Annotated in this window: 19 protein-coding genes; 7 read left to right on the plus strand and 12 right to left on the minus strand. The window is 64.0% G+C overall.

Going from position 1 to position 16,025, the window contains the following annotated elements:
- Positions 1-33 precede the first annotated feature (33 nt).
- Genes coaA through hisB form a run of 9 tightly spaced genes read right to left on the minus strand, consistent with a single transcriptional unit; the run spans position 34 to position 5,764 of the window.
- Positions 34-993: a type I pantothenate kinase gene (gene coaA / locus FJ956_RS11175; protein WP_140674284.1), complete on the minus strand. Its 960-nt coding sequence runs from the start codon at positions 991-993 to the stop codon at positions 34-36.
- A gap of 37 nt (positions 994-1,030) precedes the next feature.
- Positions 1,031-1,354: a phosphoribosyl-ATP diphosphatase gene (locus FJ956_RS11180; RefSeq protein WP_140674286.1), complete on the minus strand. Its 324-nt coding sequence runs from the start codon at positions 1,352-1,354 to the stop codon at positions 1,031-1,033.
- 9 nt (positions 1,355-1,363) lie between these two features.
- The gene (hisF, locus tag FJ956_RS11185; protein ID WP_181170118.1) at positions 1,364-2,158 is read right to left on the minus strand and encodes an imidazole glycerol phosphate synthase subunit HisF; all 795 of its coding nucleotides are present in this window, start codon (positions 2,156-2,158) and stop codon (positions 1,364-1,366) included.
- On the minus strand, positions 2,155-2,994 hold the full coding sequence (locus tag FJ956_RS11190) for an arginase family protein (RefSeq protein ID WP_140674290.1): 840 nt from the start codon (positions 2,992-2,994) through the stop codon (positions 2,155-2,157). Before FJ956_RS11190 ends, hisF begins: the two co-directional genes overlap by 4 nt.
- Positions 2,994-3,737 (minus strand): 1-(5-phosphoribosyl)-5-[(5-phosphoribosylamino)methylideneamino]imidazole-4-carboxamide isomerase, encoded by a 744-nt coding sequence (gene hisA / locus FJ956_RS11195; protein WP_140674292.1) that lies wholly within the window; start codon positions 3,735-3,737, stop codon positions 2,994-2,996. The genes FJ956_RS11190 and hisA overlap by 1 nt, the downstream gene beginning before the upstream one ends.
- Before the next feature lie 3 nt (positions 3,738-3,740).
- Positions 3,741-4,031, minus strand: a complete 291-nt coding sequence (locus FJ956_RS11200) for a DUF1330 domain-containing protein (RefSeq protein WP_140674294.1) — start codon at positions 4,029-4,031, stop codon at positions 3,741-3,743.
- A gap of 3 nt (positions 4,032-4,034) precedes the next feature.
- Positions 4,035-4,685, minus strand: coding sequence for an imidazole glycerol phosphate synthase subunit HisH (gene hisH, locus FJ956_RS11205; RefSeq protein ID WP_140674296.1), 651 nt, complete (start codon positions 4,683-4,685; stop codon positions 4,035-4,037).
- A 1-nt stretch (position 4,686) separates the two neighbouring features.
- Positions 4,687-5,163 (minus strand): DUF2628 domain-containing protein, encoded by a 477-nt coding sequence (locus FJ956_RS11210; RefSeq protein ID WP_140674298.1) that lies wholly within the window; start codon positions 5,161-5,163, stop codon positions 4,687-4,689.
- 4 nt (positions 5,164-5,167) lie between these two features.
- The gene (gene hisB / locus FJ956_RS11215; RefSeq protein WP_140674300.1) at positions 5,168-5,764 is read right to left on the minus strand and encodes an imidazoleglycerol-phosphate dehydratase HisB; all 597 of its coding nucleotides are present in this window, start codon (positions 5,762-5,764) and stop codon (positions 5,168-5,170) included.
- A gap of 219 nt (positions 5,765-5,983) precedes the next feature.
- On the opposite strand from hisB, the gene hslV reads away from it, so the two are divergent.
- The 5 genes from hslV to FJ956_RS11240 all read left to right on the plus strand — a co-directional run bounded on the left by hslV (position 5,984) and on the right by FJ956_RS11240 (position 10,512).
- A complete protein-coding gene (gene hslV / locus FJ956_RS11220; protein WP_140674302.1) occupies positions 5,984-6,535 on the plus strand; it encodes an ATP-dependent protease subunit HslV in 552 nt (183 codons plus the stop codon).
- Positions 6,525-7,052: a GNAT family N-acetyltransferase gene (locus FJ956_RS11225; RefSeq protein WP_140674304.1), complete on the plus strand. Its 528-nt coding sequence runs from the start codon at positions 6,525-6,527 to the stop codon at positions 7,050-7,052. Before hslV ends, FJ956_RS11225 begins: the two co-directional genes overlap by 11 nt.
- A gap of 4 nt (positions 7,053-7,056) precedes the next feature.
- Positions 7,057-7,656 (plus strand): DUF2585 domain-containing protein, encoded by a 600-nt coding sequence (locus tag FJ956_RS11230; RefSeq protein WP_140674306.1) that lies wholly within the window; start codon positions 7,057-7,059, stop codon positions 7,654-7,656.
- Between the two features lie 5 nt (positions 7,657-7,661).
- Positions 7,662-8,972 carry an ATP-dependent protease ATPase subunit HslU gene (gene hslU, locus FJ956_RS11235; protein ID WP_140674308.1) on the plus strand — a complete coding sequence of 437 codons (1,311 nt, stop codon included), beginning with the start codon at positions 7,662-7,664 and terminating at the stop codon, positions 8,970-8,972.
- Positions 8,973-9,552: 580 nt separating this feature from the next.
- Positions 9,553-10,512 carry a DUF1402 family protein gene (locus tag FJ956_RS11240; RefSeq protein WP_140674310.1) on the plus strand — a complete coding sequence of 320 codons (960 nt, stop codon included), beginning with the start codon at positions 9,553-9,555 and terminating at the stop codon, positions 10,510-10,512.
- Positions 10,513-10,518: 6 nt separating this feature from the next.
- Here the strand turns inward: FJ956_RS11240 and FJ956_RS11245 are convergent, their stop codons facing one another.
- The 3 genes from FJ956_RS11245 to FJ956_RS11255 are packed head-to-tail and all read right to left on the minus strand — an operon-like array spanning position 10,519 to position 13,197.
- Positions 10,519-11,757: an FAD-dependent oxidoreductase gene (locus tag FJ956_RS11245; protein WP_181170119.1), complete on the minus strand. Its 1,239-nt coding sequence runs from the start codon at positions 11,755-11,757 to the stop codon at positions 10,519-10,521.
- Positions 11,754-12,068, minus strand: coding sequence for a MocE family 2Fe-2S type ferredoxin (locus FJ956_RS11250; RefSeq protein ID WP_140674315.1), 315 nt, complete (start codon positions 12,066-12,068; stop codon positions 11,754-11,756). The genes FJ956_RS11245 and FJ956_RS11250 overlap by 4 nt, the downstream gene beginning before the upstream one ends.
- 22 nt (positions 12,069-12,090) lie before the next feature.
- Positions 12,091-13,197: a fatty acid desaturase family protein gene (locus tag FJ956_RS11255; RefSeq protein ID WP_246672002.1), complete on the minus strand. Its 1,107-nt coding sequence runs from the start codon at positions 13,195-13,197 to the stop codon at positions 12,091-12,093.
- 173 nt (positions 13,198-13,370) lie between these two features.
- Between FJ956_RS11255 and FJ956_RS11260 the strand changes: the two genes are divergently transcribed.
- Complete coding sequence (locus FJ956_RS11260) at positions 13,371-14,402, plus strand: LacI family DNA-binding transcriptional regulator (protein ID WP_140674318.1); 1,032 nt, start codon at positions 13,371-13,373, stop codon at positions 14,400-14,402.
- 636 nt (positions 14,403-15,038) lie between these two features.
- Positions 15,039-15,980 (plus strand): sugar ABC transporter substrate-binding protein, encoded by a 942-nt coding sequence (locus FJ956_RS11265; RefSeq protein WP_140674320.1) that lies wholly within the window; start codon positions 15,039-15,041, stop codon positions 15,978-15,980.
- Positions 15,981-16,025 lie beyond the last annotated feature (45 nt).

A 16,025-nucleotide genomic window follows, 5' to 3' on the forward strand; every position in this document is an offset into this window, starting at 1 on the left:
AACCGGTCGGCGCCGGTCAGCTCAGGCGGGGCCTCAAAGCTTCCTCAGCGCCACTTCCTCGATCAGGTGGTTGGCGCCCTTGCGCAGGATGAGATCGGCCCGCGCCCTTGTCGGCAGGATGTTCTCGCGCAGGTTCTTCAGGTTGATGTTGGCCCACAGCCCTTCGGCGATGGCCCGCGCGGCATCCTGCGAAAGCTGCGAATAGCGGTGGAAGAAGGAGTCCGGATTGCGGAAGGCGGTTTCGCGCAGGCGCATGAAGCGCTGGATGTACCACTGATGGATCAGCTTCTCGTCGGCATCGATATAGATGGCGAAGTCGAAGAAGTCGGACAGGAACGGCACGATCTTGCCGTCCTTCGGCAGCTTGCCCGGCTGCAGCACGTTGATGCCTTCGAAGATCAGTATGTCCGGCCGGTCGATGGTGACGAACTCGCCGGGGATCACGTCGTAGGTCAGGTGCGAATAGACCGGCGCGACGACGCTGCTTTGCGCCGACTTGATGCCGGACAGGAACCTGAGCAGCGCGCCGACGTCGTAGCTCTCGGGGAACCCCTTGCGCTCCATGAGGTTCTCGCGTCGCAGGATCTCGTTGGGCAACAGGAAGCCGTCGGTGGTGATGAGATCGACTTTCGGGCTCGACGGCCAGCGCGCCAGCAGTTCCTTCAGCACGCGCGCCGTGGTCGACTTGCCGACCGCGACCGAGCCGGCGATGCCGATGATGAAGGGGGTCTTGACGACATCCTGCGCCTTGAAGAAGGCCTGACGCTGCCGGAACAGCAGCTGGCTCGCCTCGACATGCGCCGAAAGCAGCCGCGACAGCGAAAGGTAGATGCGCTTGACCTCTTCGAGGTCGACCGGGTCGTTGAGCGAGCGCAGCCGGTCGATCTCTTCCCCAGTCAGCGTCAGCGGCGTGTCGGCGCGGAACTGCGACCATTGCTCGGCGGAGAAGAATCGATAGGGGGAATACTTCTCGGTCGGAGCCAGTTGGTCCATCGGGTTTCCTGCCCTCCTCGCCGTCAGCCCCAGGCCTTCAACCGCGGGGACGGGACGCCTTTTCGGCGATGCCCGAGCGGCCGGTTCGGCTCTCGAGCTCCTTCAGCACGTCGTCAAGCGGAATGCCCGCTACGCCAAGGACGACCAGCCAATGATATATAAGATCGGCACTTTCCGAAACGATGGCCTGCTTGTCGCCGCGGATGGCGGCGATCACCGTTTCCACCGCTTCCTCGCCGAGCTTCTGCGCCGCCTTGTCCATGCCTTTGGCGAACAGCTTCGCCGTCCATGAGTCAGCGTCGCCGGAATGGGCGCGCTGATGGATGATCGTTTCCAGCTCGGCGAGCGAAAATTGAGCCATAGCAGTGGTTTAAGTCCGATGTGCCGGCGAGTCCAGCCGCATCGGCAGGCCGGCCTTTGCCATATGTGCCTTGGCCTCGGCGATCGTGAAGGTGCCGAAATGGAAGATCGAGGCGGCAAGCACTGCACCCGCATGGCCGTCGCGGATGCCTTCGACCAGGTGGTCAAGCGTTCCGACGCCGCCGGAAGCGATCACCGGCGCGCGCACGGCGTCGGCGATGGCGCGGGTGAGCGCGATGTCGTAGCCGGCCTTGGTGCCGTCGCGGTCCATCGAGGTCAAAAGAATCTCGCCGGCGCCGCGCTCGACCATCGTCCTGGCGAATTCGACCGCGTCGATGCCGGTCTTCTCGCGTCCGCCATGCGTGAAAATCTCCCAGCGATCGGCTTCGCCCGCCGCCGACACCTTCTTGGCGTCGATCGCCACGACGATGCACTGGTTGCCGAACTTGTCTGCGGCTTCCGCGACGAAATCCGGGTTCTTCACCGCCGCCGTGTTGATCGACACCTTGTCGGCGCCGGCCAGCAGCAGCTTGCGGATGTCGGCGACCTGCCGCACGCCGCCGCCGACGGTGAGCGGCATGAAGCACTGCTCGGCCGTCCTGGCGACCACGTCGAAGATAGTCTCGCGATTGTCGGACGATGCGGTGATATCGAGGAAGCAGAGCTCGTCGGCGCCTGCGGCATCATAAGCCTTGGCGGCCTCGACCGGGTCGCCGGCATCGATCAGGCCGACGAAATTGACGCCCTTGACCACGCGGCCGTTCTTGACGTCGAGGCAGGGGATGACGCGGGCCTTGAGCATCACTTGCCTTCCAGGGTCGAGAGCAGGTCGACCACCAGCTCGCCGACCAGCGGCGGCACGTCGCCCTTGGGGTCGAAGGCCGGATCGTAGGCGGAAATGGTCAACCCGGCGATGGCGAGCGGACCGGCGAGACCGCACATCGCGGTGCGCACCTGCTCGGGCGCCGGACCGCCGGGCGTGGTGTAGCGGTTGGCCTGCAGCTTCTCGGGGTCGTGCACGTCGAGGTCGACATGCATGTGCACCTGGCTTGCGCCGTCGGCCTTCAGCCGTTGCGCAGCTGCCTTCCAGTCCGGGCATTCGGTCCGGATGACGGGCAGCGTCTTCAGCAGCTCCTTCTCGGCCTCGTCGAGGTCGCGCGCATTGACCAAGACGCAACGCGACGGATCGACCGGCTTGAAGCCGGGGATCTGGTTGGCCATCGGCCGCCAGCACAGGCCGAGTGCGACAGCCAGCGCCATGCCGTCGAGGAAGCCGGTGGTGGAGGTCTCCGGCGTGTTGAGATCGCCATGCTGGTCTGCCCAGATGATGGCGTCGGCGCCGGCGCCGGCCACGGCGCCCGCGGCGGTCAGGCAGTTCCCCGCCAGCACGATCGGAAACCGCTTCTTGTCCATCGCGATGCGGACCTGGCCCGAAACGGCGTTGCAGACGGCGAATCCGGTGCTGATCTCGCGCTCTTCTTCGTCCTCGACCACCTTGCCGATGTCATGCACCTCGACGTCGTGGCCGGCGAGCTTCAGCGCCTCGGCCAGCCCGCCCGAGATCAGCGCGTCCGGCCCCTGGCCGCAGCCGCCGTGGAAATGGCCGCTGTCATAGGATGCCAGGATGATGGAAATGTTCACTATTCTGCCTCCGCCCGCTCGCCGCGCAGGATCGCCAGCGCCTCGGCCGGGTCGATACGTCCGTCATATAGGGCACGGCCGGAGATCGCGCCTTCGAGTTTTTTCGCGTCCGGCATGGTCATGCGCACGATGTCGGCGATCGAGGCGAGGCCGCCGGATGCGATCACCGGAATGGACACCGCCTCGGCGAGGTCGATGGTCGAATCCCAGTTGATGCCGGTCAGCACACCGTCGCGATCGATGTCGGTGTAGATGATGGCGGCGACGCCGGCGCCCTCGAACTTCTTCGCCAGCTCGATGACGCCGAGCTCGGAGGCCTCGGCCCAGCCCTCGACGGCGACCTTGCCGCCCTTGGCGTCGATGCCGACGGCGATCTTGCCGGGAAATTCCTTGCAGGCTTGCTTGACCAGCTCGGGTTCGCGCACCGCCACGGTGCCGAGGATAACGCGCGTCAGGCCGCGATCCAGCCAGTCCTCGATCTGCGGCAAGGTGCGGATGCCGCCGCCGAGCTGCACCGGATTCTTCGTCGCCTTGAGGATGGCGCCGACCGCCGCCGAATTGACGCTCTGGCCCTTGAAGGCGCCGTTGAGGTCGACGACATGCAGCCACTCGAAGCCCTGGTCCTCAAAGGCCTTCGCCTGTGCGGCGGGATCGTCGTTGTAGATGGTGGCGGTGGCCATGTCGCCGTGCTTAAGGCGCACGCACTTGCCGTCCTTGAGATCGATGGCGGGAAACAGGATCATCGGTCAGGCGCCCTCGACGATGACGAAATGGCCGGTCGAAGCGGCGAGCCGGAACTTCGAGGCATGCTGATATTCAGGCGAATGATAGCATTCGATCGCCTTGTCGTAGGTGTCGAACTCGACCAGCACGTGACGGTTGCCGGTCGCTCCTTCCGGGCTCTCGTAACGACCCGCGCGGACCGCGAACTTAGCGCCGTACTTCGCGAAGGCGACGGCGTTGGCTTCGATATACTGCTTGTAGACATCCGGATCGTGGACATCGATCATCGCCATCCAATAGCCCTTCTTGCTCATTTTTCAGGGCCTCCACTTCAAGAAATTGGTGATCAAGGCCAGGCCGAGCGCCTGGCTCTTCTCTGGATGGAACTGCGTGCCGGCGATATTGTCGCGCGCAACCGCTGCCGTCACCGCGCCGCCATAGTCCGCTGTCGCCAGCACCTCGTCCGCCTTCCGCGCATCGAGATGATAGGAATGGACAAAATAGGCGTGCAATCCGTTCGCGCCGGTCTCGATGCCGGAAAACAAGGGATGGGGGCGCGTAAGCTCGATCGTGTTCCAGCCGATCTGCGGGATTTTCAGCGCCGGATCGGACGGCGTGATCTCCTTGACGTCGCCGGCGATCCAGCCGAGGCCCCTTGTCACGGTCTTTTCGAGGCCGCGTTCCGACATCAGCTGCATGCCGACGCAGATGCCGAGGAAAGGCCGCCCCTTGGCGATTGCCGCTTCCTCCACCGCCTCCCACATGCCCGCCACAGCGTGCAGGCCGGCGGCGCAGTCGGCATAGGCGCCGACGCCCGGCAGCACGATGCGGTCGGCGGAACGCACCCGCTCGGCGTCGGCCGTCAGCTCGATCGTCGCCGCAAGGCCCGCCTCATGCGCGGCGCGCTCGAAGGCCTTGGTGGCCGAGCGCAGATTGCCCGAGCCGTAGTCGATGATGGCTACCCGCATGTCAGGGCCTTCCAGGCGTATGGGTCAGTCCCAGCGCCATGCCTGTCTGTGGCGGACGGGCCAGCGACGCGTCCGGCACGATGCGCGGCATTGGCGCCGCCTCCTCGACATCCTCGGCGATTTCCAGCGCTTGGCGCGTCTCGGCATCGCCGAGATCGCCGGCCTCGACCACACCCCATTCCCGCCAGCCGCGCCGGCGCAGCGAAGCGATGCGCAGGCCCCGGCCTTCAAATCCGACATAGAGCGAGACCAGCAGCGACAGCAGCGATCCGGCCCCTTCGAGCCCGAGCCTCTCGCCGAGCACCGACAGGAGCGCCATGACGATGAAGGTCAGGGCCGCCTCGATCCACAGCCGGTGCCAGGCGAGCCACAGCGGCGCGACGAGGAAACCCAGCCAGGTGAAGCTGTCGCGCACGAAAATCGCGTCCTCGGCTTTGTTGCCGCCAGCCGGCGGCTGCATCACGACATAGATCGCCATAGGGCTATCCTTTCAGGGATCCCTTGGTGGAAGGCACCGCGTCAGGCTGGCGCGGATCGCGCTCCAGCGCCGCGCGCAGCGCCCGCGCCACCGCCTTGAAGCAGGTCTCGGCGATATGATGGTTGTTGGCGCCGTAATGGTTGGTCACATGCAGCGTGATGCCGGCATTCTGCGCCAGCGCCTGGAAGAACTCGCGCACCAGCTCGGTGTCGAACGCGCCGATCTTCGGCGACGAGAAGGCGACGTTCCAGACCAGGAACGGCCGGCCGGAGACGTCGATCGCCGCCTTGGTCAGCGTCTCGTCCATGGCGAGGTCGATCGAGGCGTAGCGCATGATGCCGCGTCGCTCGCCAAGCGCCTTGGCAAGCGCCTGGCCGATCGCGATCCCGGTATCCTCGACGGTGTGGTGGTCGTCGATATGCAGGTCGCCCTTTGCCTTGATCGTCATGTCGATCAGCGAATGCCGCGACAGCTGGTCGAGCATATGGTCGAAGAAGCCGACGCCGGTCGAAATATCGGATTTTCCCTTGCCGTCGACATCAACGGAGACCGAAATCTCGGTTTCCTTGGTCTTGCGGCTGACTTCGGCCGAACGCGTCATCGCTCTGTCCTTGTTGCCCTGTTCGGAGGCGCCAGGGCTTGAAAACGAAAGCCTTCTATCAGCATGATCCGGCGATTGCCAGTTGCCATTCCGGCCGCTATCGGCCTCGGCTGAGGGGTGGTTTGCAATCGTTGGCCCTATGCATACATATGGCCGATCAAAACTCACTCGTACCGCGCCAATCGCCTTTCCAGAGGGATAGCGCGAATCGGAGCTAAAATGTCGAATGAACTCACCATGCACGCCACGACCATCATCAGCGTGCGCAAGGGCGGCAAGGTCGTGATCGCCGGCGACGGCCAGGTCAGCCTTGGCCAGACCATCATGAAGGGCAACGCCCGCAAGGTGCGCCGCATCGGCAAGGGCGGCAGCGTCATTGCCGGCTTCGCCGGCGCTACCGCCGACGCCTTCACCCTGCTCGAGCGGCTCGAGGCCAAGCTCGAGCAATATCCCGACCAGCTGACGCGCGCCTGCGTCGAGCTCGCCAAGGACTGGCGCACCGACCGCTATCTGCGCCGCCTGGAAGCCATGATGCTGGTCGCCGACAAGTCGGTCTCGCTGGCGCTGACCGGCAATGGCGACGTGCTGGAGCCCGAGCATGGCGTCATGGCCATCGGTTCCGGCGGCAATTACGCGCTGGCGGCTGCCCGCGCGCTGATCGACACCGACAAGGACGCCGAGGAGATCGCCCGCAAGGCTATGCAGATCGCGTCCGACATCTGCGTCTACACCAACAACAATTTCGTCGTCGAAACGCTCGATGCCGCTTGAGCGCGTTCAGCCATATGATTTTCGGCCGGTCACGGAAAAAGACTTGGCGATGATCGCGGGCTGGCTCAAGGAGCCGCACGTCGCCCAATGGTGGGACGATCCGGCAAAGGAAATCGCCGAGATCCGCGAGCATATGGATTCGGTCTCGGTGGAGCCGCTGATCGTCGAGCTGGACAGCAGGCCGATCGCCTATCTGCAGAGTTACGACCCGCATATGGAGGACGACCATCCATACGCCGACCAGCCCTTCGGCACGCTTGGCATCGATCTGTCGATCGGCCCGCCGGAGCTGGTCGGTATCGGTCATGGCTCGGCGATCGTGCGCCAGTTCGTCGAGGAGCTGTTCGAGGAAGGCGTGCCGCGCGTCATCATCGATCCGCATCCCGACAACGGCCGCGCCATCCGCGCCTATGAGAAAGCCGGCTTCAGGCCGATCGGCCGCAGGCATTCGCAATATGGGGACGTCGTGCTGATGGCCGTCGATGCGGCCGACGACGATGAAAATCTGGGGGACTGAGGCAATGACCGCATCCGGAGAGGGCAAGACGCTTTCGGCCTATGAAGACAGCTGGCGCATGGGCCTGCTGCTCGTGCTTGCCCTGGTCATCTTCCAGGCGGGCGCCTTGTACGGCATGGGCCATCCGCCGATCTGCACCTGCGGCTACGTCAAGCTCTGGCACGGCGTGGTCAACAGCTCGGAGAATTCCCAGCACATCGCCGACTGGTACACCTTCTCGCACATCATCCACGGCTTCCTGTTCTATGCGCTGGCCTGGGCGCTGTTCCCGCGCTCGCCGGTCGGGCTGCGGCTCGCCTTTGCGGTCCTCATCGAAGGCGGCTGGGAGCTTCTGGAAAACAGCCCCTTCATCATTGACCGCTACCGCGCCGGCACCATCTCGCTCAACTATTACGGCGACTCGATCATCAACTCGGTGTCCGACACGCTGTTCATGGCGCTGGGATTTGTGATGGCGCGAAAGCTACCTATATGGGTGATCGTGGCCCTGGCGCTCATCTTCGAGCTCGGCACGGGCTACATCATCCGGGACAATCTGACGCTCAACGTGATCATGCTGCTGCATCCGTTCGAGTCCATCAAGCAGTGGCAAAGTGGAATTTGAGTCTTATGAGCACCTTTTCTCCCCGCGAAATCGTTTCGGAACTCGACCGCTTCATCATCGGCCAGAAGGACGCCAAGCGCGCCGTGGCGATCGCCTTGCGCAACCGCTGGCGCCGCCAGCAGCTGGAAGGCCAGATGCGCGAAGAGGTGATGCCGAAGAACATCCTGATGATCGGCCCGACCGGCGTCGGCAAGACCGAGATCTCGCGCCGCCTGGCGCGGCTGGCCGGCGCGCCCTTCGTCAAGGTCGAGGCGACCAAGTTCACCGAGGTCGGCTATGTCGGCCGCGATGTCGAGCAGATCGTGCGCGACCTCGTCGAGGTCGCCATGGGCCTGGCGCGCGAAAAGATGCGTGGCGATGTCAGCGCGCGCGCCCAGGTCAATGCCGAGGAGCGCGTGCTGGAAGCCCTTGTCGGCAAGACGGCGAGCCCGGCGACCCGCGACTCTTTCCGCAAGAAGCTGCGCGACGGCGAGCTTGACGACAAGGAGATCGAGATCGAGGTGGCCGACACCGGCACCGGCGGCATGCCCGGTTTCGAGATCCCCGGCATGCCCGGCGCCAATGTCGGCGTCCTCAACATCAACGACATGCTGTCGAAGGCGATGGGCGGCCGCAGGACCAAGACCCGCAAGACCACGGTGCGCGATTCCTACGCGCTGCTGGTCAACGACGAATCCGACAAGCTGCTCGACCAGGACGAGGTGGTGCGCAGGGCGCTGGAATCGGCAGAGAATGACGGCATCGTCTTCCTCGACGAGATCGACAAGATCGCGGCCAGGAGCGACATTTCGGGCGGCCCGTCGCGCGAAGGCGTGCAGCGCGACCTGCTGCCGCTGGTCGAAGGCACCACCGTCGCGACCAAATATGGACCGATCAAGACCGACCATATATTGTTCATCGCTTCGGGCGCCTTCCACGTCTCCAAGCCGTCGGACCTTTTGCCCGAGCTGCAGGGTCGCCTGCCGATCCGTGTCGAGCTGCGCGCGCTGGAGAAGGCGGATTTCATCCGCATCCTCACCGAGACGGAGGCGAGCCTCATCAAGCAGTATATCGCGCTGATGAAGACGGAAGGCGTCGAGCTGACCTTCACCGACGACGCCATCGATTCGCTTGCCGGCATCGCAGTCGATCTCAACGCCAGCGTCGAGAATATCGGCGCCCGGCGCCTGCAGACAGTGATGGAGCGCGTGCTGGACGAGATCTCCTACGACGCCCCGGACCGCAACGGCACGGCCGTCACCATCGACGCCGCCTATGTCGAGAAGCATGTCGGCGACCTGTCCAGAAACACCGACCTGTCGCGGTTCATCCTTTAAGCTCCTAGTTCCTCGACATGGGAATCTGGAAGGTTGCCGTTTGTCTTGGTGCAAGATTTCCGCGAAATCAGCGCAAACGCTCGGGATTTGGCTGAAGCTGCCCCCAACGTCGTCATTCTATGGCGGAGCAAGGAGCGAAGCGACGCGGCGCAGACCATAGAATCCATGCCGTGACTTGGAAGCGCCGCCACGGTGCAGAATTCTGCTCCGTTGCACGCCTTGGCGAAGGTAACGGCATGGATTCCAGGGTCTTCGCAACGGAGCTTCGCTCTTGCTCCGCCCTAGAATGACGATCGTGATGGGCGTTTCGGCCAATCTCTAAGGCATGCCGCTTGCCAAAGCAAACAGAGCTGGCCGGTCAAAATCCCTGTGCAGCGCCACTAGTTCGGGCCGGCTCTCGTAGCCAACCCGAAACGGCCTCCCGGTGCCCCGACTTCGAGCCGCCCCGAAACACCCTTCCCAATCCAAAGTGTGGCCAAATGGAAGCATCAGGCCACCATTTTTGCTGGCAGCTCGAAGCCTTCTCTCGACTCTGCCATGCGCTTTACCTAGTTTGCCGCTCATTCGAAAGCGGCGGCGCATGAAGAAACTTATCCTGCTTTTTCTCGGCATGGCCTTAGCGGCGGCGGTGGCAACCGCCGACGCAGCGACCACCGTGCCTCCAGGCAACCGCAACAGCGTGCAGCCGGATATTCCGGGCGCGTCCAGCCGGCGCACCCAGGCCACCAATACAACCTTCCAGGCCAAGTACCGCAAGGTCTACGCGCTGCTGCAGAACGACGCCGACCTTCGTGCCAAGATCAGGAAGGCGGCAGCGGCCTACGGCATTGACCCCATGCATATCGTCGGCGCCATCGTCGGCGAGCATACCTATAATGTTGACGCCTATGACCGCCTGCAGACCTATTACGTCAAGGCGATCTCATACCTGTCGAGCAAGCTTTCCTTCGCCTATCACGGCGAGGACGTCTCGGATTTCATCCAGCGGCCCGAATTCAAGAAATGCGCCGGCGCAGACGACAGCTACGACCTTTGGGAATGCCGTGAGCAGGTGTGGAACCGCGCCTTCCGCGGCAAGACCGTCGGCGGCGAGGACTTCCCCAACGACCGCTTCGGCGCCACCTTCTTCCAGCCTTATTATGCCGGCCAGACCTTCGGGCTCGGCCAGTTGAACCCGCTGACGGCGCTGCAGATGAGCGACCTGGTGCACAAGGTCTCGGGCCTACCCAGGCTCGACGTCGGCGATCCCAACGCGGTCTACAAGACCATCATGGACCCGGACCTGACGCTGCCTTACGTTGCCGCGACCATCAAGAAGTCCATCGACGCCTACCGCGGCATCGCCGGCTTCGACATCTCGAAAAATCCGGGCCTGACCGCCACGCTCTACAATGTCGGCAACCCCGAAGAGCGCGCCTATGCGCTGAAGGCCGAGAACGACAAGCGCCGCGCCGCCGGCGAACCGGAGAAGCTGCCCGAGGAAAATTATTACGGCTGGTTGGTCAACGACAAGCTGGATGAGCTGAAGGCGCTTTTCTAGAAAACCTCACGCCGCCAGCAGCGACTTCAGCTTGACCGCTTGCGATCCCAGCGCTTCCGGCGCCGGCTTCGCTCGTCTGGCGATCAGCATCTCCGCCAGGCGGATGTCGCGCGCCACCGCATTGCCCGGGCCGATGCCGCTCGCCGCCACCAGCCTGCCGTCTTCGGCCAAATGGAACAGGATGAAGGCTCCGTCGTCGAGGTCGCGCCGCACGATCGAGCGGCCCTCGTCCGACAGCCCGGCGATCTGAAGCGTGAGGCCGTACTGATCCGACCAGAACCACGGCACGGCGGCATGCGCCTCATCGGCGCCCAGCATGTTCTTCGCAGCCAGTGCGCCCTGCTCCTGCGCGTTGCGCCAGGCTTCCAGCCGGACCCGCCGGCCGCCATAGACGGCAAGCGGGAACGAGCAGCAATCGCCGGCGGCGAAGATATCCGGGTCGGCGGTGCGCAAATGCTGGTCGACGGCGATGCCGTTGTCGATCGCAAGTCCCGCCTCGGCGGCAAGCGCCGTCACCGGCACGGCGCCGATGCCGATCACCACGAGATCGGCGATGACCTTCTGGCCGTGGGCCAGCGTGATGCCGACCTCCGCGCCGTCATCGTCAATCGCCGCGATCCCCTGGCCGGTGCGGATCGCAACGCCCTCCGCCTCATGCGCCTTGTGGATGATCTCGGCGATCTCGGCCGGCACGCCGCGCATCAGGATGCGCGGCTGCGCCTCGATGACGGTGACGGCGGCGCCGAGCTTGCGCGCCGCGGCGGCGAGCTCGAGGCCGATGAAGCCGCCGCCGATGATGGCGACGCGGTTGCCGGCGCTAAGATGAGCGCGGATGGCCAAAGCGTCGTTGAAGGTTCTGAGATAGACGCAACGCCCCCCGAGACCCGGCATCGGCAGCGGGCGCGGCACGGAGCCGGTGGCCAGCAGCAGCTTGTCATAGGAAAGGGAAGAGCCGTCCGACAACTGCACGGTATGGGCTGCACGATCGATCGCGACGGCCCGGACGGAATGGATGTGCCGGATAGAGCGCTCGGCGAAAAGCGCGTCGGTGGCGATCGCCTTGATCGCCGGGGCCTCTCCGGTCATCGCTTCCTTCGACAGCGGCGGCCGCTCATAAGGCAGGTGCGGCTCGTCGCCGACCAGCGTGACCGGCCCTTCATAGCCGAGATCGCGCAGGGCGAGTGCGGCGCGCCCGCCGCATTCGCCGGCTCCAATGATCACCATCCCCGCCGTCATCGTCGTCATCCGACCTGAACAAGAACTTTTCCGGCGTCGACCTTGACCGGATAGGTCTTCAGGTTGACGCAGACCGGCGCGCCTCTTGCATCGCCGGTCTTGTAGTTGAAGCGGCCGTTGTGCTTCGGGCATTCGATGATGTCGTCCATCACCAGCCCGTCGGCCAGATGCACCTTCTCATGCGTGCACAGGCCGTCGGTCGCGAAATATTCGTCGTCCGGACTGCGGTAGATGGCGAAGGTGCGGCCGGCATGGTCGAACCGCATCACGTCCTCTTCATCGATGTCTCCGGCCGCGCAGGCCTCGACCCAGTCGCTCATCTCGTCCTCCAGCGAATATCCCTCACTCCGCGGCGGCAGCCATCGGAATATCGTTATGCAGTTCCTCGCGATAGGGCTTCGCCGTCGGCGGCAGCGCGCGCTTGAGGAAATAATCCTCGTTGCGCAACTGGCGCAGGAAGGCCGGGACCATCTCGCGATAACCGGCCAGGATCGAAGGCGTCGGCGCCGGCAGGTCGTGCTTGATCATCTCATGCAGCTTCGGCAGCGCGTGATAGGGCACCATCGGGAACATGTGATGCTCCACATGGTAGTTCATGTTCCAGTAGATGAAGCGGCTGATCGGGTTCATCAGCACCGTGCGGCTGTTCAGGCGGTGGTCGACGACATTGTCGGCGAGGCCGCCATGCTGCAGCAGGCCGGTCATGACGTGGTGCCAGGCGCCATAGAGCCGGGGCAGGCCGATCAGCATCAGCGGCAGCCAGGAATGCAGGTAGAGGGCCAAGGCGATGGTCGCGACGTAGATGGCGAGCCATATGCGGGCCACCCGGATCGCCTTAGGCTGCTCCTGCTCTGGAATGAAGGTTTTTTCCGCGGCGCTGATGATTCCGGCGGCGTTGCGCACCATGTCGGTCACAGCGTGCCAGGCGTCGAGGATGCCGAAGAAGTTGAGCACCACGCGCGCAAGGTCCGGCGGCCGCATGACGGCGATTTCCGGATCACGGCCGACGATGATGGTGTCGGTATGGTGGCGCGTGTGGCTCCAGCGCCAGGTCACCGGGTTGCGCATGATCATGAAGCAGGCGAGCTGGTAGACGGCATCGTTCATCCATTGCGTGCGGAAGGCCGTGCCGTGCCCGCATTCGTGCCAGCGGGAATCGGTCGAGGAACCGTAGAGCGTGCCGTAGACGAACAGGAACGGCACGCACCACCAGCTGCCCCAGAACCAGATGCCGCCCGCGGCGCTGACGATGAAAGCGGCCAGCCATATGACGGTGTCGCGGATCGCCGGCTGGTCGGAGCGCTGCATCAGCTCCTTCATCTGCTTGCGCGGGATCTCGGTGTGGTACCATTCGGCCGCCGCCAGCCCGTTCTCGATGGCGCGTTTTGCATCGCGGCCGGTCAGGCTGTAGTCGCGTGGCGGCGCCGTCGAAGACGTCATGGCCGTCATTGAGGTTCCTCCAACAGCGCCCGGTGAACGGCTCCGGCAGGTCCGGGCTCGTCCATGGCCGGCTTCCACTTCAACATACCGCCAGCCTATGATAGGCTCAACATCAGAAAGATAGTTTCTATCATTTCCTATCAGGATGAGATATCCTCTGCCGGATAAGCGATGGAGCATTCATGGCAAAGCGGCCGACCATTACCGATCTCGCGCGCGTCTCGGGCGTCAGCGTCGCTACCGTCGACAGGGTGCTGAACAGCCGCCTGCCTGTGCGCGAGGAGACGGCGCGCCGGGTCTACGAGGCCGCCACCGAGATCGGCTATCACGCGGCGGGACTGATCAAGCAGCGCATGCGCCAGGAACTGCCGGAATACCGGCTCGGCTTCCTGCTGCTGAGGGGCAATGACGTTTTCTATGGTGATTTCGCCGGGGAGCTCGAGCTGGCGGTCGCGCAATCGCAACGCTTTCGCGGCGTTGCGACTGTCGATTTCGCCGCCTCGCTGGCGCCCGACGAGATTGCCGCCCAAATGCGTGGGCTGGCGGCGAAGTCGAGGGCCATCGCAGTCGTCGGCCCGGATCATCCGACGCTGACGGCGGTCGTGGAGGCGCTGAAGGCGAGGGGGCAGCCGGTCTTCTCGCTGCTGTCCGATTTTGCCGCCGGTATCCGCGAGGGCTATGTCGGTCTCGACAACCGCAAGGTCGGGCGCAGCGCCGCCTGGATGATCGCCAAGGCCGCCAGGAAGCCAGGCAAGGTCGCGCTCTTCGTCGGCAGCCATCGCTTCCACGGCCATGAGCTGCGCGAGATCGGCTTCCGCTCCTATTTCCGCGAGCACGCGCCGGACTTCACCGTGATGGAGACGCTGGTCAACCTCGAGGCCAATGACGTCACGCATGACGCCATGCTGGATCTTCTGGCGCGTCATCCCGATCTTGCCGGTTGCTACGTCGCCGGCGGCGGCATGGAGGGCGCGGTCTCGGCGCTGAGGGCGGCGCGCCCGGCCGAGATGCCGGTCGTCATCTGCAACGAGATCAACGCCGTCTCGCGCGCCGCGCTCGCCGACAACATCCTCACCATGGTCATCTCGACGCCGCTCGCGGCACTCTGCCGGGAGCTCGTCGGGCTGATGGCCCATGCCATCGAAAGCGGCGCCGCCAATGCGCCGGGACAGACCTTCCTGCCCTTCGACATCTACCTGCCGGAAAATATCTAGAGCTCAAAGCGACAGGGATTTTGATCGATCGGCTGCGTTGGCAGGCGGCATGCCTTGGAGATTGGCCGAAACGCGCAATCGCGATCGTCATTCCAGGGCGGAGCAGGAGCGAAGCTCCGTCGCGAAGACCCTGGAATCCATGCCGTTACCTTCGCCAAGGCGTGCAACGGAGCAGAATTCTGCACCGCGGCAACGCTCCCAAGTCACGGAATGGATTCTATGGTCTGCGCCGCGTCGCTTCGCTCCTTGCTCCGCCATAGAATGACGACATTGGGCCCTGTGTCGGGGAACTGGCCCCCGGAGCGACGGAATCGATGTGAAAGAATCCATCAGGCTGATGTATTCTTTCATCGCGGTTCATTCGGATTCGGGCGCGAGTTTCGACGGTTTTGGTCTTCGTCACGCCGATAGTGATCGAAAAACCGGCTGCCCCGGTCGGAATCACCCTTGACGTTTCCAAACGAAATGGAATAAATATTTCACTAGCTAGGCTTTTTGGTTCTTTCGTTCCGAAGCGTCTGTTCGAACGGAGGAGGCGTTCCACCGAAGGGCGTGGCCGCAGGGAGAGATTCCCCGGGCAAACCGGGGATTCCGGTTCAATGGGTGCAGCCGGACACCAAGTGGAGGAGAGATAAAATGAAGAAACTGCTTTTGGGCGTCGCGCTTTCGGCGCTGATGTGTTCATCCGCCTTCGCCGCCAAGATCGGCGTTTCGATGGCCAAATTCGACGACAACTTCCTGACCGTGCTGCGCAACGGCATGATCGCGCAGGCCAAGGGCATGAGCGGTGTCGAATTGCAGGTCGAAGACGCACAGAACGACGTCGCCAAGCAACTCGACCAGATCAAGAACTTCGCCGCCTCGGGCGTCGACGCCATCATCGTCAATCCGGTCGACACCTCTGCCACGCAGGCGATGTCGGACGCGGCCGCCGCGGCCAAGATCCCGCTGGTCTATGTCAACCGCCAGCCGGTCAATGTCGACTCGCTGCCGGACAACCAGGCTTTCGTCGCTTCGAACGAGGCCGAATCCGGCACGCTCGAGACCAAGGAAGCCTGCCGCCTGCTCAAGGAAGCCGGCAAAAAGGAAGCCAATGTCTATGTGATCATGGGCGAGCTCTCGAACCAGGCCGCGGTGCAGCGCACCAAGGACATCGAGGAAGTCATCGCCACGCCGGACTGCAGCTTCATCAAGATCATCGACAAGCAGACCTCGAACTGGGACCGCGACCAGGCGCAGAACCTGATGACCAACTGGCTGTCGTCCGGCAAGGCGTTCGACGGCGTCATCGCCAACAATGACGAAAGCGCCATCGGCGCCATCCAGGCGATGAAGGCGGCCAACATCGACATGAAGTCGGTGGTCGTCGGCGGCGTTGATGCCACCCAGGACGCGCTGGTTGCGATGCAGGCTGGCGATCTCGACGTCACGGTCTTCCAGGACGCTGCCGGCCAGGGCGCCGGCGCGCTCGACGCGGCGCTGAAGCTCGCCAAGGGCGAGAAGGTGGACCACAAGGTCTACATCCCGTTCCAGCTCGTGACGCCGGCGAACATCGACAAGTTCTTGAAGAAGAACTGAGGCGCCTCGATACGGGGCGGCGCATCCAATAGGAACAAACGCGCC

The organism is Mesorhizobium sp. B2-4-3 (assembly GCF_006442815.1).
Classification (GTDB): Bacteria; Pseudomonadota; Alphaproteobacteria; order Rhizobiales; family Rhizobiaceae; genus Mesorhizobium.